The organism is Stenotrophomonas sp. As-7, from assembly GCF_030291015.1.
GTDB classification, from domain to species: domain Bacteria; phylum Pseudomonadota; class Gammaproteobacteria; order Xanthomonadales; family Xanthomonadaceae; genus Stenotrophomonas; species Stenotrophomonas lactitubi.
Map to the genome: position 1 here is coordinate 2,171,778 of NZ_CP127405.1, position 24,164 is coordinate 2,195,941.

Consider the following 24,164-nt stretch of genomic DNA (forward strand, 5'->3'; position numbering starts at 1 on the left):
GGGGTATCATGCGCGGGTCTTCCGTAACCCGGCGATGCCGATGTCCCTTGCCGCCGACGCTGTGCCGCCGTCTTCCGATACCCCGACGATCCGCCGCCGCGATGTTGCCGTACCCGGCGTCTGGCCGGACGGCACGCTGCCATTGTTGGCCCGCCTGTACGCCGCACGCGGAGCGCAGACGCCGGAGCTGGCGCTGCCCAAGCTGGGCAACCTGCACGCGCCGGAGCTGCTGACTGGCATCGACGCGGCCGTGGACCTGCTGGTTCAGGCCATCGCCGCCGACAAGCGTATCCTGGTCGTCGGTGATTTCGACTGCGACGGCGCAACCGCCTGCGCGGTCGGCGTGCGCGGTCTGCGCATGCTCGGCGCGCAGCATGTCTTCCACGCGGTGCCCAACCGCATGGTGCACGGCTACGGTCTGTCGCCGTCGCTGGTGGACGAGCTGGCTGCGCTGCAGCCGGATCTGCTGGTCACCGTCGATCACGGAATCGCCTGCCATGCCGGCGTGACCGCGGCCAAGGCGCGGGGCTGGCAGGTGCTGGTGACCGATCATCATCTGCCCGGTCCGCAGCTGCCGCCGGCCGATGTCATCGTCGACCCCAATCTGGACGGCGACGCCTTCCCCAGCAAGTCGCTGGCCGGTGTCGGCGTGATCTTCTACGTGCTGATGGCGCTGCGCCGGCAGATGCGCGAAGCGGGTGTATTTGCCGATGGCAAGGGTCCGGACCTGACCACCCTGTTGGATCTGGTGGCCGTGGGTACCGTGGCCGACCTGGTGGTGCTGGATGCCAACAACCGCGCCCTGGTCAGTGCTGGTCTGCGTCGGCTGCGCTACGGCCAGGGCTGCGTTGGCCTGAAGGCGCTGATCGAAGCCAGTGGCCGCGACGCTGCGCGACTGACCGCCACCGACATCGGCTTCGGGCTCGGCCCGCGCTTGAATGCGGCCGGTCGGCTGGAAGACATGGCGCTGGGAATCGCGCTGCTGCTCACCGAAGATCCGCGGCAGGCCCGCGAGATCGCGCAGACGCTGGAGCAGATCAACGCCGAGCGGCGTGCGGTGCAGCAGTCGATGACCGATGACGCCGAACAGGCGCTGTCGCGGGTGGTGCTCGATACCGCCGGGCAGCGTCCGGTGGCGGCCTGCCTGTTTGATGCGGATTGGCACCCCGGTGTGGTCGGCCTGGTCGCTTCGAAGATGAAGGATCGCCTGCATCGTCCGGTGATCGCGTTCGCGCCGGCCGAGCCGGGTGCCGACACCCTGCGCGGTTCAGCGCGTTCGATTGCCGGCCTGCATATCCGTGATGCGCTGGCCCTGATTGATGCGCGCCATCCCGGCTTGATCGAGCGCTTCGGCGGTCACGCAATGGCTGCCGGCTTGAGCATGCGACTGGATCATCTGGCCGACTTCGAAGCCGCGTTCGTCGCTACCGTGCTGGAAATGCTCGACCCGGCGGCACTGCAGCAGCAGGTGCTCAGTGATGGCGAACTGGCAGCGGACGAACTCGATCATCGCCATGCCGATGCGCTGCGCCTGGCCGGACCGTGGGGACAAGGTTTCCCCGAGCCGCTGTTCGATGGCCACTTCGAAGTGGCCAACTGGCGCGTATTGAAGGAACGGCATCTGAAGCTGGAGCTGCGCCTGCCCGGCGTACCGGGCACGATCAACGCGATCCACTTCGGTGGCTGGCACGGCAACGCACCAGGCAAGCATGTCCACCTGGCCTATCGCCTGGCCTGCGATGACTATCGCGGTGGCGCCGCGATCCAGCTGATCGTCGAGCACTGCCTGCCCGCATGAAAAAAGGGGGCGTCAGCGGACCTCGCTTACCCGTGTCGGCAGCTCCCAGGTTCCACCAGGAACGCCGCGGCACAGACCGCCGCTGATTGCCGAGGTCGCGACGAAGTGCGTGCCATCCCAGGTCCACGTTTCATCCGACACGCAGTCGGCCAGGCCGCGGCCCTTGTGCGAGGCGACGATCTGCCCGTCGCCATAGTCGATCGCATCACTGGTCACCCACTGCGGCTGGTAAGGCGCTTTCTCACCGATGACCCAGTAACCATCGCCGGTGTTGTAGGCCGCGCGCCAGCAGGGAACGTTGACCAGCAGATGCTTGGCGTCCAGACGCTGTATCTGCAGTGGCGAATTGCTGATCGGAAGATCCGGGTCGGCCTCGAGCAGACCATCGCAGCTGGGCTCTTTCAGGGTGGCGCGCAGCGCTGCACGCAGCGCCGGTGACGCGGCCAGCTTGGCGAATGCCGGGTCGTCCGGCGGCGTCGACAAGGTCGCTGCCTTGCGCACCACGGGTTTGGCAACGGCGGCAGGTACGCTGCTTTCGGCGGCAGTACCCTTGCGCATCACCGCGCCCGGCGTCCCCACGCGGCCCTGGAACTCGTCGGCCTTCAACAGCACTGCTGCTGCGCCCTTGTCCGACAGCGGCCACGCGTGCCCGGCGGTATCGACAACGGTGATGCCGCCATCGCGCACCAGCGCCGACAGCACTGCGGTGGTCTGCGTCGGGCTCAGCGCATAGGTGCCTGTGTCCTTGGCCGGCGCCAGCACACCGAGGTCACGCTGCTGGACGCGCAGGTGCAGCGCGCCCTTCGGCTGCGGCTGGTCGTCGATCGGCTGCAACGACACCCGGCCGTTGATGGCTTGATCGGGGCCGCCCTTCCGCGTCAGCAGCACGCTCAGGGTGCTGTCGTCGTCGCTGGCATAGCCGGCCGCGCGGCAGGTGCGGGTGTTGTCGCAGGCCACGACCCAGTCGTGATGCTGGAAATACAGCCCTGCAGGCGCATCGACGGCGCCGGCGGCCAACGGCCAGGACAGCGCCAGCAGGGTGGGAAGCAGGGGGTAACGCATGAGCATCCTTGCGCGGGATCGGGAAGTCGCACATGGTGCGCCCAGGGGCGGCGAAGAGCCAGCATCGAATTGCGTTAACCCCATCCACCCGTTTGGTGCGTTCAAGCAATCACGATCCCACTGGAGTCCTGTCATGGTCTTCGCCCGCTGCTGCACCGTACTGCTGTTGGCCCTGGCAACCTGGCCGGCAATGCCCCAGGCGTCGCGTCGTCCGGCACCGCCGATCGCCTCCACCCCGCTGCTGATCGCACCCGCGGCAGAACAGCCCGTGCAGCTGCGACAGGCGCGCATCGAAGGCGAGGTGCAGGCCGGCATCGCCCAGACCCGGATCACCCTGGAGTTCCACAACCCCAACCAGCGCGTGCTGGAGGGTGAGCTGCAGTTCCCGCTGGGCGAGGGCCAGCAGATCACCGGCTTCGCCCTGGACATCAATGGCGAGTTGCGCGAGGCCGTACCGGTGCCCAAGGACCGCGGTCGCCAGGTGTTCGAGGAGATCGCCCGTCGTGGCGTCGATCCGGGCCTGCTGGAGCAGACCGCCGGCAACCAGTTCCGGCTGCGCGTTTATCCGTTGCCGGCCGGCGGCAGCCGCCGTGTGCAGCTGGTCGTACGCGAGCCGCTGGCATACGCCGGGCAGGGCTGGCGTTGGACGCTGCCGCTGCAGTTCGTCGCCGGTGCCGCTGCCGTTGAACTGGACGTGCAGGCACCGAAGGGTGCTGATACTGGCAGTGCGCCGTTCCGCATTGATGAGGGCCGTCTGCACTGGCAAGGGCGCGGCGCACAGTTGCCGGCCCAGCTGCAATGGACGCTGCCGGCCGAGCGCAAGGCGCAGGTGCAGGTTGCCCGCTGGCAGGACGGTCACTACCTGCTGGCCCAGCTGCCGGTGCCTACGTCGGCCGCGCCGCGCCGTGTGCCATCGGAAGTGGGGCTGCTGTGGGACGGTTCCGGCTCTGCTGGCCAGCGTGATCGCACCCGCGAGTTCGCGCTGCTTGATCGCTACTTCGCTGCGATGGGCGAAGGCAACGTCGCGCTGACGGTGCTGCGTGATCGTGCCGAGCAGTTGCGTCGTTTCCGTATCCGCGGGGGCGACTGGAGTGAATTGCGCCGGGCGTTGATGTCGGTGCAGCCCGATGGTGCCAGTGCGCTGGCGCAGTGGCAGCCGCAGCCGGAGGTGAAGGAATACCTGATGGTCAGCGATGGCCTGCTGACCTACGGGCCGGAAGCATTGCCGGCGCTGGCCGCCGACCAGCGCCTGTTTGCGATCAGCAGTGCTGGTGCACGCACCGATGCCACCCGCCTGCGCGGTTGGAGCGAGGCGCATGCCGGCACTTTCGTGGCACTCGGCAGCGATATCGATGCCGCCGCGCGGGAACTGCTGTCGGTACCGCTGGATGTCCAGATCGATGCCGGCCGTGGCGTGCAGGATGTGGTGATCGACCGCCGCAGCCAGGCCCAGGGCTGGCTGTGGTTGCATGCGCGGTTGGCGGCCGAAGGTGTGCCGATGCGCGTACGCGTGGCTGGCGGCGAGTGGCAGGCACTGCCCGCGACGCAGAAGAACGAAGACGGTGATCTGCTGGCCGGCCTGTGGGCACAGGCGCGCCTGCAGCAGTTGTCGAGCGATCGACGCAGCAACCGTGAGGCGATGCAGCGGCTGTCGCAGCAGTTCAGCTTGGTGGGCCCGGATACCTCGCTGATCGTGCTGGAAACCCTGGACGACTACCTGCGCTATGCGATCCGTCCGTCGGGCAAGCTGCGCGCCGAGTACGACCAGCGCTTCGCACGCCAGGTTGCAGACCGCGAAGCGGCCGACCGCCAGCGTCTGGACAAGGTGGTGACGCAGTGGCAGCAGCGCCAACAGTGGTGGAATCGCAGTTGGCCGAAGGGCACACCGCCGCAGGCGGATTCGAAGGCGCTGGAGGTGGCGGCCGGCGCCCCGCCGGCACCGGTAGCGATGCTGGTTGCTCCAGCTCCCGCCGCAGCGGAGATGCAGTCGAATGCAGCCACTGCGCGCCAGCGTTCGGTCGCACGCCCGGCACCGGCGCCCGCGCCGATGATGGAAGCGGCCGCCGATGCGATGGTCGCTGGGCCTGCCGCTGCCAATGACGGTCAGCTGGGAATCAAGCTGGCTGCGTGGCAGCCGGATTCGCCGGTTGCCCGCCGCCTGCGCCAAGGGCCGGCGTCGCAACTGTATGACCGCTATCTGGCCGAGCGCGCGGCGAACGCCGACAGCAGCGCATTCTTCCTCGACGTGGCCGACCTGTTGATCGAACAGGGGCAGCGCGATCTTGCCCTGCGCGTGCTCTCCAACCTGGCCGAGATGGATCTGGACAACCGCCATCTGCTGCGCGTGCTCGGTTATCGGTTGCTGCAGGCCGACGCTCCGGCGCTGGCGGTGCCGGTGTTCGAGCAGGTGCTGGCGATGGGCCAGGAAGAACCGCAGAGCTTCCGCGACCTGGGCCTGGCGCTGGCCGCAGCGGGCAAGCCGCAGCAGGCGCTGGCGCCGTTGTACCAGGTGGTCGTACGGCCCTGGGATGCTCGTTTCGACGGCATTGCGCTGATCGCCCTGGACGAGTTGACCAACCTGGTGGCCGCCAGCAAGCCGCGGCTGGATACCAAGGGCATCGACCCGCGTCTGCTGCAGGCGATGCCGCTGGACCTGCGCGTGGTGCTGGCCTGGGATGCCGACAACAGCGACATGGACCTGTGGGTGACCGACCCGAACGGTGAGCGCGCCTACTACGGCAACCGCCTGACCTACCAGGGCGGGCAGATGTCGCAGGACTTCACCGGTGGCTATGGCCCGGAACAGTTCTCGCTGCGCAATGCCAAGCCCGGCAAGTACAAGGTGGAGGCGAACTACTTCGGCAGCCGCCAGCAGCTGGTAACCGGCGCAACGACGCTGATGCTGCGCCTGACCACCCATTGGGGTACGCCGAAGCAGGAGGACCAGATGGTGACGATGCGGCTGAAGGACCGTGCCGAGACCGTGCTGGTGGGGGAGTTCGAGGTGCGTTGATCACTGGGACGCCCGTGTAGGGTCGAGCTGGCTCGACTGCTTCGCTGTAGAGCCGAGCCTGTGCTCGGCTCTACAACCGTGCTGTTGCGGCGCGTGTGATCGGTGACTCTGGTGGATCGGCACGCAGCCCGAACAGCGGCCGCAGCCAGCGCACTCGGCGCACCAGCAGTTCGTGGATCAAGAGGCAGCCGATGACGGTGCCGATGATCACCAGCACCGGCTCCAGCCAAGCGCCCAGCTGCAGGGGCCGCAGCCAGTACAGCAGTACGATCAGCACGGTCTGGTGCAGGATGTACCAGCTGAAGACCGCCTCGCGGCAGTAGCCCAGGCCACGCCATGGCCGCGCAAGCAGGACCTGCGCCCAGCCGAAGATGGCCAGCAGGGCGCACCAGGTGTACATCGCGCGGCCGACGCGCTCGGTCTGCGCCCATGGCAGCGACAGTACCCATTCCGGCAGATCGCCAACATCGGGCATCCGGGCAAGTGCGCGGATGCCCAGTTCGACAGTCAGCCCGATCACGGCCAATACCAGGGTCAACCGCCGGCCACGCACCAGCAGGTCCCATCCACGCTGCCAGCGCGCTGCAAGGAAGCCGCCGAGGAACAGGGGCAGCGATTCGGCGTGGACATACAGGTCATCGACCAGCGCATGGGTTGGCGGATGCGTGGGCAGGATGACCAGCAGTGCCCACGCCAGCCACAGCACCGGCAGTAGCAGGCCCAGCGTGACGATCCAACGGTCGCGAAGATGCAGGCCCGGCAGGCGGTGGCGTAGCGGCCGCACTACGCTGGCCAACAGGATCGTCAGCAGCGTGTAGGGGATCAGGTATGCCAGGTACCACAGGTGGTTCCAGGTGAAGCCATAGGCTGCACCGCTGAAGCTGGCTCCCGGCCACGGCCGGAATTGCCAGTAGCGCCACAGGAAGGCGCCGAGCCCCGGCGTGACGTCGCCCTTGTCCACCGCCTCGCAGTAGGCCTGCAGCGAGACGACCGCGACGATGCCGAACAGCAGCGGCAACAACAGGCGCCAGCTGCGCCGCAACGCAAACTGCCAACGGCCGTGCGCGGGCAGGCACAGGCCCAGTGCGATGCCGGAGATGGCGAACAGCAGCGGCATGCGCCAGCGATTCAGCGCGATCATCGGCCACTGCAGCCACCCGGCCGTGTGAGCGCTCTTGAGGTGGAAGTCCCATCCGGCCACGTACGCCATGGCCACGTGGTAGAGGATCAGCAGCCCGAAGGCGCCGATGCGCAGGGTGTCGAGATCGTGGCGGCGGGTCATGGCGCTATCCGTGTTGGTGTCGTTGCAGGGTGGAAGACCTGCCGCGGTGTCACCATCAGGAGGGGGTAGCTGGATGTCCCGCAGGGCCCAATGGCGGGGCTGGGGGACGAATGGGGTACGTCACCGGGGCTGTGGTTGGCGATAATCCAGTGATGGACGAGCACAACCAGCAGGACCCGCAAGTGCGTGGCGAACCAATGGGCAGCAGCAGGCAAGGACGGCAGGTAGCCGTGTTCTGGGTCGTACTCTTCCTGGGGACGGCGGCGGCCAACGTGCTGGCCAAGGTGATGATGGCGGCGCGTGATGAACTGCCGCCGCATTGGATGGCGGTGACGATCGATGAATTCAGCAGTGCGCTGGTGTCGCTGCTGCTGTTGGTGTTGTTGATCCGCGCCGCCTCGCGTTGGCCGCTGCACGCCGACACCTGGCGGCAGTGGCTGATGCCGTACCTGTTGGGTGCGGTCGCGTGGTGGCTGCTGCACGTGAGTGGGATGGTCCTGCTGCGCAAGGCCGCGCACACCTTGCTTGGCAGCCACTACACCTTCGGTGACTGGCCGACGCAATGGTTCTATGAGTTCTTCAAGGATATCCAGACTTACGCGCTGCTGGTCTCGGCGGTACATGCCGTGGCCTGGTTCGGTCGTCGCCGACAGGGCGAAGCGACCCTGCTCGCCGCCCCCGATGAGGGCCCGCCGGTCGAGCCGGTCGATCGTCCCGACCATTTCCTGGTGCGCAAGCTGGGCAAGGAGTTCCTGGTGGCCACGGCCGATGTCGAGTACGCCCAGGCCGCCGGCAACTACGTGAACCTGCGGGTGCGCGGCCATGACTACCCGCTGCGGATCACCATGGCGGTGCTGGAAGCGCGGCTGGACCCGGTCCTGTTCCTGCGCAGCCACCGCAGCTGGCTGGTCAATCGTGACCAGCTGCGCTCGATTGAGCCGCTGGATGGCGGCGAGGCCTTGCTGCACATGGCTGACGGGGCCCGCGTGCCGTGCAGCCGGCGCCAGCTGCCGCTGCTGCGGCAGGCCTTGGGCGGGTAGGGGCGTGGCAGAGCGGGACCGGCTTCTGCGCCGGTTCACCCCGGCCTGCGGTATCATTTGCAGTCATCTTTTGAATGTATGACCGCCGACATGATCGAACTGAATCCTGTCCGCCAGCGCATCGCCGATCTGACCGATCGCGTGTTGTCGCTCCGGGGGTATCTTTGACTACGACGCCAAGAAAGAGCGTCTTGAAGAAGTAACGCGGGAGCTGGAAAGCCCCGACGTCTGGAACAACGCCGAGTACGCCCAGAACCTGGGGCGAGAGCGCTCGACCCTGGAAAAGACCGTGGGCGGCATCGCCGCGGTGCTGGAAGGCCTGAGCGACGCCACCGAACTGCTGGAGCTGGCCGAGTCCGAGCAGGACGAGGACACCGCGCTGGCCGTGGTGGCCGACCTGGACAAGCACCAGGCGCACGTGGAGAAGCTGGAGTTCCAGCGCATGTTCTCCGGCCAGATGGACACCGCCCCGGCGTTCGTCGACATCCAGGCCGGCGCCGGTGGCACCGAAGCCCAGGACTGGGCCGAGATCCTGCTGCGCATGTACCTGCGCTGGTGTGAATCGCGTGGCTGGAAGACCGAGCTGATGGAAGTGTCTGGTGGCGACGTCGCGGGCATCAAGTCGGCCACGCTGCGCGTGGAAGGTGATTACGCCTATGGCTGGCTGAAGACCGAGACCGGCGTGCACCGCCTGGTGCGCAAGTCGCCGTTCGACTCGGACAACCGCCGCCATACCAGCTTCACCTCGGTGTTCGTGTCGCCGGAAGTGGACAACAACATCGAAATCGACATCAATCCGGCCGATCTGCGTACCGACGTGTACCGCTCGTCCGGTGCCGGTGGTCAGCACGTCAACAAGACCGAGTCGGCGGTGCGTATTACCCACATCCCGACCAACACGGTCGTGGCCTGCCAGACCGGCCGCAGCCAGCACCAGAACCGCGACAACGCGATGAAGATGCTGGCCGCCAAGCTGTACGAGCTGGAAATCCAGAAGCGCAACGCCGAGCGCGATGCGGTGGAAGCCACCAAGTCCGACATCGGCTGGGGCAGCCAGATCCGCAACTACGTGCTCGACCAGAGCCGTATCAAGGACCTGCGCACCGGCATCGAGCGTTCGGATACACAGAAGGTGCTCGATGGTGACCTGGACGAATTCGTCGAGGCCAGCCTGAAGGCCGGCCTGGCGGTTGGCTCCAAGCGCATCGATGCCTGATGCGTGCCCGGCGACAGCGGTACCGTCCGCTGCCCGGGCCCTGCGTTGCAGGACGTCATCGGCGTCCCGCAATGCCGTTGAAACCTGCAGGGCAGGGTGATGATGCGCAGTGAAGCCGAACGCAAGGAACTGGGTGGCTTTCTCAAGGCCTGCCGCGCGCGGGTCGAGCCAGCAACACTGGGGCTGCCGGCGGGACGCAGGCGCACGCCGGGCCTGAAGCGCGAGGAAGTCGCGCTGGCGATCGGGGTCAGCGTCAGCTGGTACACCTGGATCGAGCAGGGCCGCGAAGTGCGTGCCTCGCCCGAGGTGCTGGAGCGCCTGGCGCAGGTGCTGCGGATGAGCGACGACGAGCGCGCCTACGCGTTCGCGCTGTCCGGCTACGGGGTGCCGCTGGAATCGCCCGACGAGACGGTGACCGACGGCCTGCGGCAGCTGGTGGAGGCGATGCAGCCGATCCCGGCCTACGTGCGCAATACCCGTTTCGACATCCTGGCGTGGAATCCGGCCGTCGCCGATCTGTTTGTCGACTATGGTCAGTTGGCGCCGCATGAGCGCAATACGCTGCGGCTGATGTTCCTGTATCCGCCGTACAGAACGTTGATCCTCAACTGGGAAGAAATGACCCGCGGCCTGCTGGCCAGCTTCCGCGCAGCGATGGCGCAGGCGCCGGACAAGGCGCCGTTCCTGGCGCTGGCCGAGGACATCGGCACGCACAGCGAACAGTTCCGTGAGTGGTGGCCGGAGCACGATGTCCGTCGTTTCGACGAAGGTGCCAAGAAGCTGAACCATCCCACGCGCGGGCTGCTGGAGCTGCAGTACGTGGCGCTGGTGCCGGAGAGCCGGCATGACCTGTCCCTGGTGACCTACCTGCCGCGCAGGTAAGGGGTTGTTCGGCAGGGCTTGCAGCCCTGCACCTGCAGAGGCCAGAGCCGAAGCAACAGCAACAGCAACAGCGGGCTATCCGTGGGTTGGCGGGGCGGTGTCGGATTGCGGGGACGCCGTGAACCCATCCATGGGGGCTTGGCCGCGGCATCCATGCCGCGGACACCCCGCAATCCGACACCGCCCCACCTCTGACAGATCCCCGCGATCGGGTAGATCCACGCCATGCGTGGATGGATCTCCATCGAAATCGAATATTTCGACAATTGAACGAAGAGCATCCACGCATGGCGTGGATCTACTGTGTCGACCAAGGTCGACACCTACCAACAGCAGCGGGAAATTGTCGAAGGCGGGGTGGGTCCGGTTGCGGGGGCGTGAGCGCCATGGATGGCGCGACCGAGCTTACATGGACGTACTTGCAGCGTCCCCCGCAGCCGGACCCACCCCGCCATCCCTCAGGAAACCAGCTTCTGCTGTTGTTTCGGCTGTTGCCGTTGATTCGGCAGGTGCAGGGCGCAGCCCTGCCGATAACCCCAACCCCATTCAGGCAGGTAAGTGCAGGTCACAGGATAAACAGACGCCTTGTTGCCTTTGCCGATCGGGTCCACATTCCTTGTCAGGAAACGGGCAGCCGCCCGTTGTCGAGACAACAGGAGACCTGCATGTCCGCTTCCCCCGCAGCCCCCGCTGCCATTTCCCGTGATCCGGCCACCGGCCAGCAGATCGCCAGCCACCCCTTCGCCACTGCCGCCGAACTGGAAGCGATCCTTGATCGCGGACAGGCCGGCTTTGCTGCCTGGAGTGCGCAGTCACTCGAGCAACGCGCGAACGTGCTGCGTGCGATGGCAGCCGTGCTGCGTCGCGACCGCGAGCCCCTGGCCGCGCTGGCCACCGCCGAGATGGGCAAGGTCCACGCCGAGTCGCTGGCCGAGATCGAGAAGTGCGCGGTGCTGTGCGACTGGTACGCCGACAACGGCGCGGCGTTCCTGCGCGACGAACCGACGTCAGTGGCCGACAACAAGGCCTATGTCTCCTACCTGCCGCTGGGCGTGGTGCTCGGCATCATGCCGTGGAACTTCCCGTACTGGCAGGTGATGCGCGCGGCCGTGCCGATCCTGATGGGCGGCAATGGCTTCCTGCTGAAGCCGGCCGAGAACATCGTCGGCACCGCCGCGCTGCTCGCCGCTGCGTGGCGCGATGCGGGCCTGCCGGAGGGAACCTTCATCGCCGCCAACATCAGCCGCGAGGGCACCAGTGCCGCCATCGCCGATGATCGTATCGCGGCGGTGACCCTGACCGGCAGCGTCGCCGCCGGGCGCAGCATCGCTGCGCAGGCCGGGCAGGCGCTGAAGAAGGTGGTGCTTGAACTGGGTGGCTCGGATCCGTTCATCGTGTTGGCCGACGCCGACCTGGAGGCCGCGGTCGATGCCGCCGTGGCCTCACGGTTCCAGAACACCGGGCAGGTGTGCATTGCCGGCAAGCGCATCATCGTCGAAGAAGCCGTGTATGAGCGTTTCGTGGCGCTGTTCTGCGAGCGTGTGCAGGCGCTGACCGTCGGCGATGGCCGCGAAGCCGGCAACCGGATCGGCCCGATGGCCCGGCAGGATCTGCTTGAACAGCTTGATGCGCAGGTACGCGCCTCCGTCGAGGCCGGTGCGCAGCTGCTGGTGGGCGGCAAGCAGCTTGATCGCCCCGGCAGCTTCTATGCCCCCACCGTGTTGGCCGGCGTCGAGCCGGGAATGCAGGCGTTCGATACCGAGACCTTCGGGCCGGTGGCGTCGATCAGCCGTGCGCGCGATGCCGACCATGCGGTGGAGCTGGCCAACCAGAGCGAGTTCGGGCTCAGCGGCAATCTGTGGACGGGCGACCACGCCCGTGCGATGCAGCTGGCACGCCGTCTGCAGACCGGTGGCGTGTTCGTCAACGGCTTCTCGGCCTCCGATCCGCGCGTGCCGATCGGCGGCGTGAAGAAAAGTGGCTTCGGCCGCGAGCTGTCGCACTTCGGTATCCGTGAATTCGTCAACGCGCAGACCGTGTGGTTCGACCGCCGTTGACGCGGGCCATCCACGCTTGCTGTCAGCATCCCTGCAACGTTCCATCATCACGCATTGCGAGAAGGACGCCATTCCATGTCCAAGGGTTCCGATCTGCTCGTCGCCGCACTCGAAAACGAGGGCGTCGAGCGCATTTTTGGCATTCCCGGTGAAGAGAACCTCGATGTCGTCGAGTCGCTTCGCCACTCCAGCATCGAGCTGGTCATCACCCGCCACGAACAGGCTGCCGTGTTCATGGCTGCTACCTATGGTCGCCTGACCGGCAAGCCGGGCGTCTGCCTGGCCACGCTCGGCCCAGGCGCACTGAACTTCACCACCGGTGCGGCCTATGCACTGCTCGGTGCGTGGCCGGTGATCATGATCACCGGGCAGAAGGGCATCGTTGCCAGCAAGCAGGCGCGCTTCCAGATCGTCGACATCGTCAGCACGATGAAGCCGCTGACCAAGTCCGCACGGCAGATCGTCTCGGCACGCACCATCCCGACCATCGTCCGCGAGGCGTTCCGCACCGCCCTGGAAGAGCGCCCCGGCCCGGTGCTGCTGGAACTGCCCGAGGACATCGCGGCAATGGAGGTCGAGGACGTCGCAATGATCCCGCCACACCCGGTGGATCGGCCGATTGCCAGCCCCGAGGCATTGGATCGTGCGGCGCAGATCATCCGCGACGCCAAGCGGCCGCTGCTGGTGATCGCGTCGGCGGCATCGCGGCCGCAGTCCAGCGAGGCGCTGTCGGCCTTCGTGCTGCGCGCCGGCATTCCGTTCGTCACCACACAGATGGGCAAGGGCGCAGTCGCCGGCGGCTCGGGCCTGTACATGGGCACGGCGGCGCTGAGCGAGCGCGACTACGTGCACATGGCCATCGACCAGGCCGACGTGATCGTGACCATTGGCCACGAGGTGACGGAGAAGCCGCCGTTCGTGATGCGCCCGGGTGGCCGCACGGTCATCCATATCGGCTATTCGCAGGCTGCGGTCGAGCAGGTGTACTTCCCGCAGGTAGAGGTGATCGGCGATATCGGCCGCTCGCTGACCCTGCTGGCCGACCGTATCGAAGGCAACGTAGACAACGCCGCGGCACTGCTGCCGCTGCGTGCGACGATCCTGGAGCACATCGCCGATCGTGCCGAAGAGGCCGGCTTCACCCCGCAACGGCTGGTGCATGACGTGCGCCAGGTGATGCCGCCGGATGGCATCGTGGCGCTGGACAACGGCATGTACAAGATCTGGTTTGCGCGCAATTACCGTACCCAGGTGGCGAACACGCTGCTGCTGGACAACGCATTGGCGACGATGGGTGCGGGCCTGCCGTCGGCGATCATGGCCTCGATCCTGTACCCGCAGCGCCGCGTGCTGGCGGTATGTGGCGATGGCGGTTTCATGATGAACAGCCAGGAGCTGGAGACGGCGCGCCGGCTGGGCCTGAACCTGGTGGTGCTGATCCTCAACGACGGTGCCTACGGGATGATCCGCTGGAAGCAGGCGGTGGACGGCTTCGCCGATTACGGCATGACCTTCGGCAATCCGGACTTCGTCAAATACGCCGAAGCCTATGGCTGCCAGGGACACGAGGTGACCGCGATCGAGCAGTTCATTCCGACGCTGGAAGCGGCGTTCACGGCGGGTGGCGTGCATCTGGTGTCGGTGCCGATTGATTATTCGGAGAACCAGCGGGTGCTGGTGGACGAGCTGCGGCAGGCGTTCCCCGGGAACGGGTGAATCCGGGGCATGGCCCGTTAGGTGTGGACCTTGGTCGACACGGGGGCGCCAACCAAGGTTGGCGGCTACCAGGGCGTCGGTGCCGCGATATCCGGTAGGTGTCGACCTTGGTCGACACACGATGAATCGCCAACCAAGGTTGGCGGCTACCGGAGCAGGGGCGGCCCAAGGCCGGGGAGGGGCCATCCGGAGGCCGGGGCAGGGCGCTTTTGGTATGCTGGGCAACCGGCTGTGCCGGGCGCAAGACTCCCCCTCACTACACGATTCCCGCAGATCCATGAGCGAAGCTACCGATACCCCCCCCGTCGACGAAAACAAGTTGATCGCCGAGCGCCGTGAGAAACTCAAAGCGCTGCGTGGGCAGGGCATCGCGTACCCGAACGACTTCCGTCGCGAGGACTTCGCCGGCAGCCTGCAGGAAGAATTCGCCGATGCGGAACAGTGGACCGCCGAAACCTTGGAAGGCAACGGCCGCCAGGTGAAGATGGCCGGTCGCCTGATGGCCAAGCGGGTCATGGGCAAGGCCAGCTTCGCCCAGATCCAGGACGAGTCCGGTCGCATCCAGCTGTTCCTGCAGGGTAGCGTGCTGGGCGATGCCTACACCGCCTTCAAGGGCTGGGACGTGGGCGACATCATTGCGGTCGAAGGTAGCCTGACCCGTACCAAGACCGGCGAGCTGTCGGTCAAGGCCGAGTCTATCCGCCTGCTGACCAAGTCGCTGCGCCCGCTGCCGGACAAGTGGCACGGCCTGGCCGACGTCGAGCAGCGCTACCGCCAGCGCTATGTCGACCTGATCGTGACGCCGGAGTCGCGCGCGGTGTTCATCAAGCGCTCGAAGATCATCCGTGCGATGCGTGCATGGCTGGACAACCGCGACTTCCTCGAAGTCGAGACGCCGATGATGCATTACATCCCCGGCGGCGCGGCGGCCAAGCCGTTCACCACCCACCACAACGCGCTGGACCTTGACCTGTACCTGCGCGTGGCGCCGGAGCTGTACCTCAAGCGCCTGACCGTCGGTGGCCTGGAGCGCGTCTACGAAATCAACCGCAACTTCCGCAACGAAGGCGTCAGCACCCGCCACAACCCGGAATTCACCATGATGGAGCTGTACGAGGCGTATGCCACGTACAACGAGATCATGGACCTGACCGAAGGCGTGATCCGTGACGTGGCGCAGGCGGTCAACGGCTCCACCACGGTGGAGTGGGATGGCGCCAACATCGACCTGGGCCCGGCGTTCCGCCGCTGGCGCATGGACGAGGCGGTACGCCACCACAACCCGGAAATCTCCGCTGCCGACTGCACCGACCGTGATGCGCTGCTGCGCCATTGCGAGCGCTTGAAGATCCGCGTCAAGCCGTCCTACGGCTGGGGCAAGCTGCTGCTTGAGATCTTCGAAGCCACCGTCGAACACACCCTGATCCAGCCGACCTTCATCACCGATCACCCGGTGGAGGTCTCGCCGCTGGCCCGCGCCAACGACAACGATCCGGGCTACACCGACCGTTTCGAACTGTTCGTCAACGGCAAGGAACTGGCCAACGGCTTCTCCGAGCTGAACGACCCGGAAGACCAGGCCCAGCGCTTCCAGGCGCAGGTGGCGGCGAAGGAAGGCGGCGACGACGAGGCCATGCACTACGACGCCGACTACATCCGTGCGCTGGAGTACGGCATGGCGCCGACCGGTGGCCTTGGCATCGGCGTCGATCGCCTGGTGATGCTGCTGACCGGCAGCAGCTCGATCCGCGACGTACTGCTGTTCCCGTACATGCGTCCGGAGCAGTAATCGGCGTTTTTCGGCGTCTGTTTGTGCGCGCCGTCTCGGTTTGAGACGGCGCGATTGACGCGTCCCGCACTCGGCGTATCGTTATTGCACAACCTTGACACTGGCTATGGCTTGATGGCGTCAGGGGAGGCCGCAATGTGGAGAATCCGCTTCACATTGTGACGACGATCATGAATCGGGGAGCTTGTGACGGGAGTCGAGCCGATGCAGGGTGCCAGCGTGCACAGCGGCGGGGTATCCTCGCCCGCTGACCTTTCAGCATGGTCGAGAAAGCAGGCAGAGAACGCCTTGAACATCGTCATCGTCGATGACCAGACTTCCGCACGGACGATGCTTCGTCACGTCATCGAAGACATCGCGCCGGAACTGAGCGTGCATGACTTCGGCGATCCGTTGACCGCGTTGGCATGGTGCGAATCGTATCCGGTCGACCTGCTGCTTCTCGATTACCGCATGCCGGAGATGGACGGGCTGGAATTCGCCCGCCGCTTCCGCCGGCTGCCCAAGCATCGCGATATCCCGGTAATCCTGATCACCGTGGTCGGCGACGAGCCGATCCGGCAGGCGGCGCTCGAAGCCGGCGTGATCGATTTCCTGGTCAAGCCGATCCGCCCGCGCGAGCTGCGCGCACGCTGCTACAACCTGTTGCAGTTGCGCCAGCAGACCGAGAACGTGAAGCAGCGCGCCCTGTCACTGGAGCAGCGGCTGCTGGCCAGCATGCATGAGGTGGAGGAGCGCGAGCGCGAGACGCTTTCGCGGCTGGCACGTGCGATCGAGTTCCGTGATGCCGGCACCAGTGCCTACCTTGAACGGATGGCGCGCGTGGCGGGCCTGATTGCCGAGCAGCTGGGCCTGCCGGAAGACGACGTCAAGCTGATCGAAATGGCTGCGCCGCTGCATGACATGGGCAAGATCGCCATTCCCGATGCGGTACTGCTCAAGCAGGGCAAGCTCAATGATGAGGAGCTGGCGATCATGCGTCGGCATCCGCGCATTGGCCATGAGCTGCTCAGTGGCAGCCAGAACCGCTTCATCCAGGTCGGTGCATTGATCGCGCTGCGTCACCACGAGCGCTACGACGGCAGCGGTTATCCCGATGGCCTGGTCGGCGACGCGATCCCGCTGGAGGCGCGTATCGTCGCCGTGGCGGACGTATTCGATGCGCTGATCTCGCCACGCCCCTACAAGGAAGCGTGGACGATGGAAGCCACCATGGCCTACCTGTACGCCCAGCGTGGGCGTCTGTTCGATCCGCGTTGCGTGGATGCATTGCTGCGCGGCCGCGAGCAGCTGGAACAGATCTGCGCCGAGCACTCCATCGCCTCTGCACGGCCGGGACTGGGCGCGTGAAACGCCTGCTGTCGCGATTGCGGCTGCGCCTGTCCCAGCGACAGGACAGCGAGCACGGACAGCAGATCGTCCGCATCATCCTGATCAGCCTGATCCTGGCGTACGTGCTGCTGCCTTCGGCACGGCATGAACTGCCGCACAGCCAGTATGTCGGTGTGCTGGCGATCGTGCTGACCGGCCTGAGCCTGTCGCTGCTGTTGTTCGGCTGGCTGCTGTGGCGACCGCAGCGCTCCGATCCCCGGCGCGTGCTGGGCATGCTGGCCGACTACGGGCTGATCGCCGCCGGCATGATCCAGATGGGTGAGCCACTGTCGTGGGTCTACATCGTGGTGATGTGGGTGACGGTGGGCAACGGCATGCGCTTCGGCAACCACTACCTGTATGTGGCCGTGGCGATGGCGATGGTCAGCTTCGGCAGCACCGCACTGTCCACCCCGTACTGGCAGCAGAACGCACGCCTGGCCATCGGCCTGTGGCTTGGCCTGGCGGCGGTTCCCCTGTATTTTTCCACGCTGCTGCGGCAGTTGACCGAAGCGATGGCCGAGGCGCGGCGCGCCAGCGAAGCCAAGAGTCGATTCCTGGCCAACATGAGCCACGAGTTTCGTACCCCACTCAATGGATTGAATGGCATGACAGAAGTATTGGCGACCACGCGCCTGGACGACGAGCAGCGTGAGTGCGTGAGTACCATCCAGGCGTCATCGCGCAGCCTGCTGGCGCTGGTCGAGGAAGTGCTGGACATCTCGGCGATCGAGGCCGGCAAACTGCGCGTCGTTGCCGAGGATTTCGTTCTTTCCGAAGTGATCCAGGCCATCGGCCTGATCCTGTTGCCGCAGGCCAAGGCCAAGCGCCTGGACTATCGGGTGAAGGTGGCCGAGACCGTGCCGCCGACGTTGCGCGGCGATGTCGGGCATCTGCGGCAGATCCTGCTCAACCTGGCCGGCAACGCGGTCAAGTTCACCGATCATGGCCGGGTCGAGATCCGCGTCTGCGTTGTCCATGCAGACACGCAGGGTGGGGTGCGGCTGCGCTTCGACATTCTCGATACCGGCATCGGCGTCGCACCGGCGATGCGCCCGCGTCTGTTCGAGGCCTTCGAGCAGGCCGACGTCAGCATGGCCCGTCGTCATGAAGGTACCGGCCTGGGCACGACCATCGCCAAGGGGCTGGTCGAAGCGATGGACGGCGAGATCGGGTATCTGGACAACCCGCCGCAGGGCAGCCACTTCTGGGTGGAACTGCCGTTCGCGCCGCCGCAGCCGGTGGTCCCAGGTGCGGTGCCGACCCTTGCTGCGGGCGACGAAGCCGATGCTGGCGGCAACGTCATTGCGTTCGCCGACCCGTTCCTGCGCCATCGCGCGCGGGTGCGCAGCATGCAGATCCTGGTCGCCGACGACCACGAGGCCAACCGCATGGTGCTGCAGCGGCTTCTGCAGAAGGCCGGGCACAAGGTGCTGTGCGTCGATGGTGGCGAGGCGGTGCTCGACGCACTGGCTGAAAGCGAGTTCGATGCGGCCATCGTCGATCTGCACATGCCGGGCATGAGTGGCCTGGACATGCTGAAGGAGCTGCGGGTGATGCAGGCCGGTGGCGGCCCGCGCACGCCGGTGCTGGTGCTCAGCGCCGACGTTACTCCCGAAGCGATCCAGCGCTGTACCCAGGCCGGTGCACACGCGTTCCTGGCCAAGCCTGTGGTGGCCGTGCGCCTGCTGGACACCCTGGCCGAGATCGCCAACAACGCCCAGCTCAAGTCCAGTGCGCCGCCGATCGTGCGCACCGTCACCAACCTCGATGGCGTGCTTGATACCGGCGTGCTGGATGAACTGGCGTCGCTGGGAATGGGCGAGGGTTTCGAACGCGAGTTCATCCGCCAGTGCCTGGATGATGCCGAATCGTGCCTGCGCAAGGCCGAAGGCGATGGCGAAGCGGCACGCTGGGACGCTTTCCGCGAGCAGTCGCATGCGATCAAGGGTGTGGCCAGCAACCTCGGCCTGATACGCGCGTCCAACCGCGCCGGTGAATTGATGCGGATGGCCGATTGGCAGCTGAAAGCCGAATGGCGGCAGCGTCTTGCGGTGCTGCAGGGGGCGATCAAGGAAGGCCGGCATGCACTCGATGCGCGCGCCGAACGCAAGGCACGTGGCGTGGCCGACGATGGCGAACGCTAGCGCCGGGCCTGCCCGACCTGTGCGGCGGGTTACCCATGCTCGCGCGCCCCATAAAAAAAGCCCGGTGGCCAGCCGGGCTTGAACCCTGCGGGGGAGGGGAACGTATCAGGCCACATCCAGATTGGCGCGTCGGGTCTGCGCCTTGATCAAACGGTCCATGGTGCGCAGCGAGCGATCGCCCAGGGCCAGTGCCGAATCGACCCAGACCTTGGTGATTTCCAGCAGTTCGTCATAGCTGACCGCCTGCGCCAGGTTGCGCGCGGCATTCATTGCCAGGTACGACTGCGGCAGGCGCTGCTGCTGGCGGATCATCTCTTCGACTGCGCTGCGACCTTCACCTTTCCTGACCAGCACGTCGACCACGCCCATCGCGTGCATCTCCTCGGCGCTGTAGACACGGCCGTCGAGGATGATCTTCTCGGCCAGCTGCGGTGACACCCGGCGGCACAGGAACGAATAGGCGCCCATGCCCGGGAACAGGCCGAACAGCACTTCGGGCAGGCCCATGCCGCAGCCTTCCTCGGCCACGATGGTGTGGCAGGCCAGTGCCATTTCCAGGCCGCCACCCAATGCGTCGCCCTGGATCAGGGCGATCGAGCGGACGTCGCCGCCGAAGCCAGTGTGCAGGTGGTGCACGCCTTCCACGCAGCGTTGGGCGTAGGTCAGCAGCAGGTCGCGGTTGCCTTCCCGGATCAGCCGGGTGAACAGGTCCAAGTCGCCGCCCAGGTTGTAGGCGGCGGCGTCGGAGGCCAGCACGAAATGGCGCAGCTCGCCGCTGTGGCGCTGCGCCGGGCCGCGGGTGATGGCGCTCATGTAGCTCCACATCTCGTCCAGCATGTCCTTGCGGCAGCAGGGACGCACGCCGGTGGAGGCGTCGGCGTGCATGAACAGCCAGTGGGCGGCGCCGTCGGCGCTGTCCTGGGTGCGGATGGTGGCATAGGGCGAGCCGCTGCTGGGCAGCTTTTCGATGGTACTCATGGAAGGGTCCTCGGCGGTGCGGCCCGCAGATCAAGGTGGTGGCCGGCGGGCCGAACGGTCCACTCACGCGGCGATGCTACACCGGCCCCGGGCCCACGCACGCGAAAAGGCCCGGGTCGTTGCCGACCCGGGCCTGAGCGCGTTCAACTTTCCGCAAACCCTTACGGGGCGGGCGTATCGCGGAGTTCGCGACGCAGGATCTTGCCGACGTTGGTCTTCGGCAGCTCTTTTCGGAATTCAACGATTCTGGGGTGCTTGTAGCCGGTCAGGTTGGCCCGGGCGTGTTCCTTGACCATCTCGGCGGTCAGGTTCGGGTCCTTCTTGACGATGACCACCTTGACCACCTCGCCGGACTTCTCGTCCGGTACGCCCACTGCGGCCACTTCCAGCACGCCCGGCATCATCGCGATCACGTCTTCGACTTCATTGGGGTACACGTTGAAGCCGGACACCAGGATCATGTCCTTCTTGCGGTCGACGATGTAGAAGAAGCCGTGCTCGTCCATCTTCGCCATGTCACCGGTGTGCAGCCAGTCGTCGGCGTCGATGGCCTTGGCGGTTTCCTCCGGGCGCTGCCAGTAGCCCTTCATCACCTGCGGGCCACGGATGCACAGTTCGCCCACTTCACCCAGCGCCAGGATGTTGCCGTTGTCGTCCTTGATGCAGGCATCGGTGGAGGGGATCGGCAGGCCGATCGAGCCGTTGTACTCGGCCAGGGTAAGCGGGTTGATGCAGGCCGCCGGCGAGGTCTCGGTCAGGCCGTAGGCCTCGACCAGGGTGACGCCGGTGGTCTTCTTCCAGCGCTCGGCGACCGCACGCTGCACGGCCATGCCGCCGCCCAGGGTCACCTTCAGCGAGGAGAAATCGACGGTGTCGAAGCCGGGGGTGTTGAGCAGGCCGTTGAACAGCGTGTTGACGCCGGTGATGGCGGTGAAGCGCACCGACTTGAGCTCCTTGACGAAGCCCTTCATGTCACGCGGGTTGGTGATGAGGTGGTTGCAGCCACCGAACTTCATGAAGACCAGGCCGTTCGCCGTCAACGCGAAGATGTGGTACAGGGGCAGGGCGGTGATGATCCATTCCTTGCCCATCTCGATGCCCGATGCGCTGATCCAGGCCGAGGCCTGCTGCATGTTGGCGATCAGGTTGCGGTTGGTCAGCATCGCGCCCTTGGCCACACCGGTGGTGCCGCCGGTGTACTGCAGGAACGCCACGTCGTCGTGGTCGATCTCGACCTTCGGCAGCGTGTGGCGGCTGCCCAGCTTGAGCGCCTGCTTGAAGCGCACCGCGCCCTTCAGATGGTAGTTGGGCACCATCTTCTTGATGTACTTGAGCACGAAGTTGACGATCACGCCCTTGGTGCCGAGCAGGTCGCCCAGGCCGGTGGTGACCACATGCTTGACCGGCGTATCGGCGATGACCTGTTCGACGGTGTCGCCGAAGTTGTCCACCACCACGATCGCGGCCACCCCGGCGTCGACCAGCTGATGCTTCAGCTCGCGCGCGGTGTACAGCGGGTTGACGTTGACCACGGTCAGGCCGGCACGCAGCACGCCGAAGGTCGCCACCGGGTACTGCAGGCAGTTGGGCATCATCAGGGCGACGCGGTCGCCCTTCTTGAGCTTCAGCTCGCCCAGCAGGTAAGCGGCGAACTGCTCGACCAGGGCATCGGTCTCACCGTAGGTGAGGGTCTTGCCGAAACTGGAGTAGGCCGGTCGGTCGCGGTACTTCGCGACGGAGGCGTCGAAGACCGAAACTACCGAATGGAACTCGTTGACGTCGATTTCGGCGGGAACGCCTTTCGGATAGCTCTGCAGCCAGGGACGATCCAGACTCATATTCCCCCTCCAGGAAACGTAATGATGGGTGCGGCGCGGACAGTATCCGCCAGAACCGCTCTCCGCAGCATACCGTCCCGTAGGGAAAACGCGAAGAGGCCTGCCGCGTGGCGGCTGGATGCGGCAAAAGACGCCGGGCATGGCCCGGCGCTACCGATTGGGGGAAGAGGTGCCGGTAGCGCCGGGCCATGCTCGGCGGAGTAGCCGCGTCAGCCGTGGCTGCGCACCGGCGCGCCGTTGGCCTTGTAGTACGCCGCAGTGCTGCGCGGCAGCGGGGTGCGGCCACGGATCACATCCGCCAGCTTCTCGGCGATCATGATGGTCGGCGCGTTGAGGTTGCCGGTGACCACCTGCGGCATGATCGAGGCATCGACGATGCGCAGGCCTTCCAGACCATGCACGCGACCCTGGCCGTCGACCACCGCCATCGGATCATCGGCGTGGCCCATCTTGTTCGAGCAGGACGGGTGGTAGGCGGTCTCGGCATGCTCGCGCACGAACGCATCGATCTGCGCATCGGTCTGCAGCGCGCTGCCCGGCGAGATCTCGCGACCGCTGTACGGTGCCAGCGCCGGCTGCGCGAAGATCTCGCGGGTGATCCGGATCGCCGAACGGAATTCGCGCCAGTCCTGATCGTGCGACATGTAGTTGAACAGGATGCTGGGATCTTCGCGCGGGTCCTTCGAGCGCACGTGGATGCGGCCGCGGCTGGGCGAGCGCATCGAGCCGACATGCATCTGGAAGCTGTGCGCCTTGATCGGGTTGGAGCCGTTGTAATTGATCGCCACCGGCAGGAAGTGATACTGCAGGTTGGGCCAGTCGAATTCGGCATCGCTGCGGATGAAACCACCCGCCTCGAACTGGTTGCTGGCGCCGATGCCGGTGCCCAGGAACAGCCATTCGGCGCCGATCGCCGGCTGGTTGTACAGCTTCAGTGCCGGGGCCAGCGAGACCGGCTTCTTGCACTCGTACTGCAGGTACATTTCCAGATGATCCTGCAGGTTGGCGCCGACGCCGGGCAGGTGGTGCACCAGGTCGATGTCCAGGCTGCGCAGCAGGTCGGCCGGGCCGACGCCGGAGCGCTGCAGGATCTGCGGCGAGGCGATGGCGCCGCCGCACAGCAACACTTCGCGGCGCGCGGTGGCGCGCTGCGGCTGGTCGTTGTGCAGCCACTGCACGCCCACGGCGCGCTTGCCCGAGAACAGGATGCGGTCGGTCAGCGCGTGGGTGACGATGGTCAGGTTCGGGCGCGGCTTGGCCAGGTCAAGGTAGCCACGCGCGGTGCTGGAGCGACGGCCCTTCGGCGTGACCGTGCGGTCCATCGGACCGAAGCCTTCCTGCTGGTAGCCGTTGAGGTCGTCGGTGCGCGGGTAACCGGCCTGCACACCGGCCTCGACCATCGCCGCGAACAGTTCGTTGTTGCCGGCCTTGGGCGTGGTAACGCGCAGCGGGCCGTCGCCGCCGTGGTAGTCGTTGGGGCCGATGTCGCGGGTTTCGGCCTTGCGGAAGTACGGCAGGCAGTCCAGGTAGGTCCAGTCTTCCAGGCCCGGCATGCCGGCCCAGTTGTCGTAGTCCATCGCGTTGCCGCGGATGTAGCACATGCCGTTGATCAGCGACGAACCGCCCAGGCCCTTGCCACGACCGCAATCCATCCGGCGGTTGTTCATGAAGGGCTCGGGATCGGTCTTGTACGCCCAGTTGTAGCGCTTGCCCTGCAGCGGGAAGGCCAGTGCGGCGGGCATCTGGGTACGGAAGTCGAGCCGGTAGTCCGGGCCACCGGCTTCCAGCAGCAGCACGCTGACATCGGCATCTTCGGTGAGGCGGGTGGCCAGCACGTTGCCGGCCGAACCGGCGCCGATGATGATGTAGTCGTACTCGTTATGGGTGCTCATGGTTGCTCTCCTGCAGGCCGGGCGCGCTGCATGCAGGCGTCCCGGCGGAATGTCGGATCGGCGCGGTGGCCGGACGATGGGCG

15 protein-coding genes are annotated in these 24,164 nt (G+C 66.3%); 10 read left to right on the top strand and 5 right to left on the bottom strand.

Annotated elements, in window-relative coordinates; all coding sequences use genetic code 11:
* Positions 1 to 40: 40 nt before the first annotated feature.
* Positions 41 to 1,798 (top strand): single-stranded-DNA-specific exonuclease RecJ, encoded by a 1,758-nt coding sequence (recJ, locus tag QP457_RS10120; protein WP_205406375.1) that lies wholly within the window; start codon positions 41 to 43, stop codon positions 1,796 to 1,798.
* Between the two features lie 12 nt (positions 1,799 to 1,810).
* On the opposite strand, the gene QP457_RS10125 is transcribed toward recJ, so the two are convergent.
* A complete protein-coding gene (locus tag QP457_RS10125; protein ID WP_205406374.1) occupies positions 1,811 to 2,860 on the bottom strand; it encodes a DUF1176 domain-containing protein in 1,050 nt (349 codons plus the stop codon).
* A 133-nt stretch (positions 2,861 to 2,993) separates the two neighbouring features.
* On the opposite strand from QP457_RS10125, the gene QP457_RS10130 reads away from it, so the two are divergent.
* Positions 2,994 to 5,873: a VIT domain-containing protein gene (locus QP457_RS10130; protein WP_205406373.1), complete on the top strand. Its 2,880-nt coding sequence runs from the start codon at positions 2,994 to 2,996 to the stop codon at positions 5,871 to 5,873.
* Between the two features lie 70 nt (positions 5,874 to 5,943).
* On the opposite strand, the gene QP457_RS10135 is transcribed toward QP457_RS10130, so the two are convergent.
* Positions 5,944 to 7,155, bottom strand: a complete 1,212-nt coding sequence (locus QP457_RS10135; RefSeq protein WP_205406372.1) for an acyltransferase family protein — start codon at positions 7,153 to 7,155, stop codon at positions 5,944 to 5,946.
* 197 nt (positions 7,156 to 7,352) lie between these two features.
* Between QP457_RS10135 and QP457_RS10140 the strand changes: the two genes are divergently transcribed.
* The 8 genes from QP457_RS10140 (at position 7,353) to QP457_RS10175 (ending at position 19,373) form a co-directional block, all read left to right on the top strand.
* On the top strand, positions 7,353 to 8,195 hold the full coding sequence (locus tag QP457_RS10140) for a LytTR family DNA-binding domain-containing protein (protein WP_205406392.1): 843 nt from the start codon (positions 7,353 to 7,355) through the stop codon (positions 8,193 to 8,195).
* A gap of 90 nt (positions 8,196 to 8,285) precedes the next feature.
* Positions 8,286 to 9,411, top strand: a protein-coding gene (gene prfB / locus QP457_RS10145; protein ID WP_099818762.1) for a peptide chain release factor 2 whose coding sequence is annotated in 2 segments (ribosomal slippage) — positions 8,286 to 8,360 and positions 8,362 to 9,411 — 1,125 coding nt in all. Because the reading frame shifts where the segments join, the coding sequence is not laid out codon by codon here.
* 99 nt (positions 9,412 to 9,510) lie between these two features.
* Positions 9,511 to 10,293 carry a helix-turn-helix transcriptional regulator gene (locus QP457_RS10150; RefSeq protein ID WP_205406371.1) on the top strand — a complete coding sequence of 261 codons (783 nt, stop codon included), beginning with the start codon at positions 9,511 to 9,513 and terminating at the stop codon, positions 10,291 to 10,293.
* A gap of 665 nt (positions 10,294 to 10,958) precedes the next feature.
* Positions 10,959 to 12,350 (top strand): NAD-dependent succinate-semialdehyde dehydrogenase, encoded by a 1,392-nt coding sequence (locus QP457_RS10155; protein ID WP_205405277.1) that lies wholly within the window; start codon positions 10,959 to 10,961, stop codon positions 12,348 to 12,350.
* A 75-nt stretch (positions 12,351 to 12,425) separates the two neighbouring features.
* Positions 12,426 to 14,066, top strand: a complete 1,641-nt coding sequence (locus tag QP457_RS10160) for an acetolactate synthase large subunit (RefSeq protein WP_205405278.1) — start codon at positions 12,426 to 12,428, stop codon at positions 14,064 to 14,066.
* A gap of 277 nt (positions 14,067 to 14,343) precedes the next feature.
* Complete coding sequence (lysS, locus tag QP457_RS10165; RefSeq protein WP_205405279.1) at positions 14,344 to 15,855, top strand: lysine--tRNA ligase; 1,512 nt, start codon at positions 14,344 to 14,346, stop codon at positions 15,853 to 15,855.
* 204 nt (positions 15,856 to 16,059) lie between these two features.
* The gene (locus QP457_RS10170; RefSeq protein ID WP_089240946.1) at positions 16,060 to 17,205 is read left to right on the top strand and encodes a two-component system response regulator; all 1,146 of its coding nucleotides are present in this window, start codon (positions 16,060 to 16,062) and stop codon (positions 17,203 to 17,205) included.
* A complete protein-coding gene (locus QP457_RS10175; RefSeq protein WP_100552448.1) occupies positions 17,202 to 19,373 on the top strand; it encodes a response regulator in 2,172 nt (723 codons plus the stop codon). Before QP457_RS10170 ends, QP457_RS10175 begins: the two co-directional genes overlap by 4 nt.
* A 105-nt stretch (positions 19,374 to 19,478) precedes the next feature.
* Here the strand turns inward: QP457_RS10175 and QP457_RS10180 are convergent, their stop codons facing one another.
* The 3 genes from QP457_RS10180 to betA form a co-directional block, all read right to left on the bottom strand.
* The gene (locus QP457_RS10180) at positions 19,479 to 20,351 is read right to left on the bottom strand and encodes a crotonase/enoyl-CoA hydratase family protein (RefSeq protein ID WP_205405280.1); all 873 of its coding nucleotides are present in this window, start codon (positions 20,349 to 20,351) and stop codon (positions 19,479 to 19,481) included.
* A 161-nt stretch (positions 20,352 to 20,512) separates the two neighbouring features.
* The gene (locus QP457_RS10185) at positions 20,513 to 22,189 is read right to left on the bottom strand and encodes a long-chain fatty acid--CoA ligase (RefSeq protein ID WP_089240952.1); all 1,677 of its coding nucleotides are present in this window, start codon (positions 22,187 to 22,189) and stop codon (positions 20,513 to 20,515) included.
* Between the two features lie 209 nt (positions 22,190 to 22,398).
* Positions 22,399 to 24,081, bottom strand: a complete 1,683-nt coding sequence (gene betA / locus QP457_RS10190) for a choline dehydrogenase (protein WP_180166978.1) — start codon at positions 24,079 to 24,081, stop codon at positions 22,399 to 22,401.
* Positions 24,082 to 24,164 lie beyond the last annotated feature (83 nt).

Bases quoted from the DNA above. Each gene is read 5' to 3' on its own strand.
- recJ (WP_205406375.1), top strand. From the start codon at position 41: ATGTCCCTTGCCGCCGACGCTGTGCCGCCGTCTTCCGATACCCCGACG.
- QP457_RS10130 (WP_205406373.1), top strand. From the start codon at position 2,994: ATGGTCTTCGCCCGCTGCTGCACCGTACTGCTGTTGGCCCTGGCAACC.
- QP457_RS10135 (WP_205406372.1), bottom strand. From the start codon at position 7,155: ATGACCCGCCGCCACGATCTCGACACCCTGCGCATCGGCGCCTTCGGG.
- QP457_RS10185 (WP_089240952.1), bottom strand. From the start codon at position 22,189: ATGAGTCTGGATCGTCCCTGGCTGCAGAGCTATCCGAAAGGCGTTCCC.
- QP457_RS10140 (WP_205406392.1), top strand. From the start codon at position 7,353: ATGGGCAGCAGCAGGCAAGGACGGCAGGTAGCCGTGTTCTGGGTCGTA.
- betA (WP_180166978.1), bottom strand. From the start codon at position 24,081: ATGAGCACCCATAACGAGTACGACTACATCATCATCGGCGCCGGTTCG.
- QP457_RS10180 (WP_205405280.1), bottom strand. From the start codon at position 20,351: ATGAGTACCATCGAAAAGCTGCCCAGCAGCGGCTCGCCCTATGCCACC.
- lysS (WP_205405279.1), top strand. From the start codon at position 14,344: ATGAGCGAAGCTACCGATACCCCCCCCGTCGACGAAAACAAGTTGATC.
- QP457_RS10170 (WP_089240946.1), top strand. From the start codon at position 16,060: ATGCAGGGTGCCAGCGTGCACAGCGGCGGGGTATCCTCGCCCGCTGAC.
- QP457_RS10155 (WP_205405277.1), top strand. From the start codon at position 10,959: ATGTCCGCTTCCCCCGCAGCCCCCGCTGCCATTTCCCGTGATCCGGCC.
- QP457_RS10125 (WP_205406374.1), bottom strand. From the start codon at position 2,860: ATGCGTTACCCCCTGCTTCCCACCCTGCTGGCGCTGTCCTGGCCGTTG.
- QP457_RS10160 (WP_205405278.1), top strand. From the start codon at position 12,426: ATGTCCAAGGGTTCCGATCTGCTCGTCGCCGCACTCGAAAACGAGGGC.
- QP457_RS10150 (WP_205406371.1), top strand. From the start codon at position 9,511: ATGATGCGCAGTGAAGCCGAACGCAAGGAACTGGGTGGCTTTCTCAAG.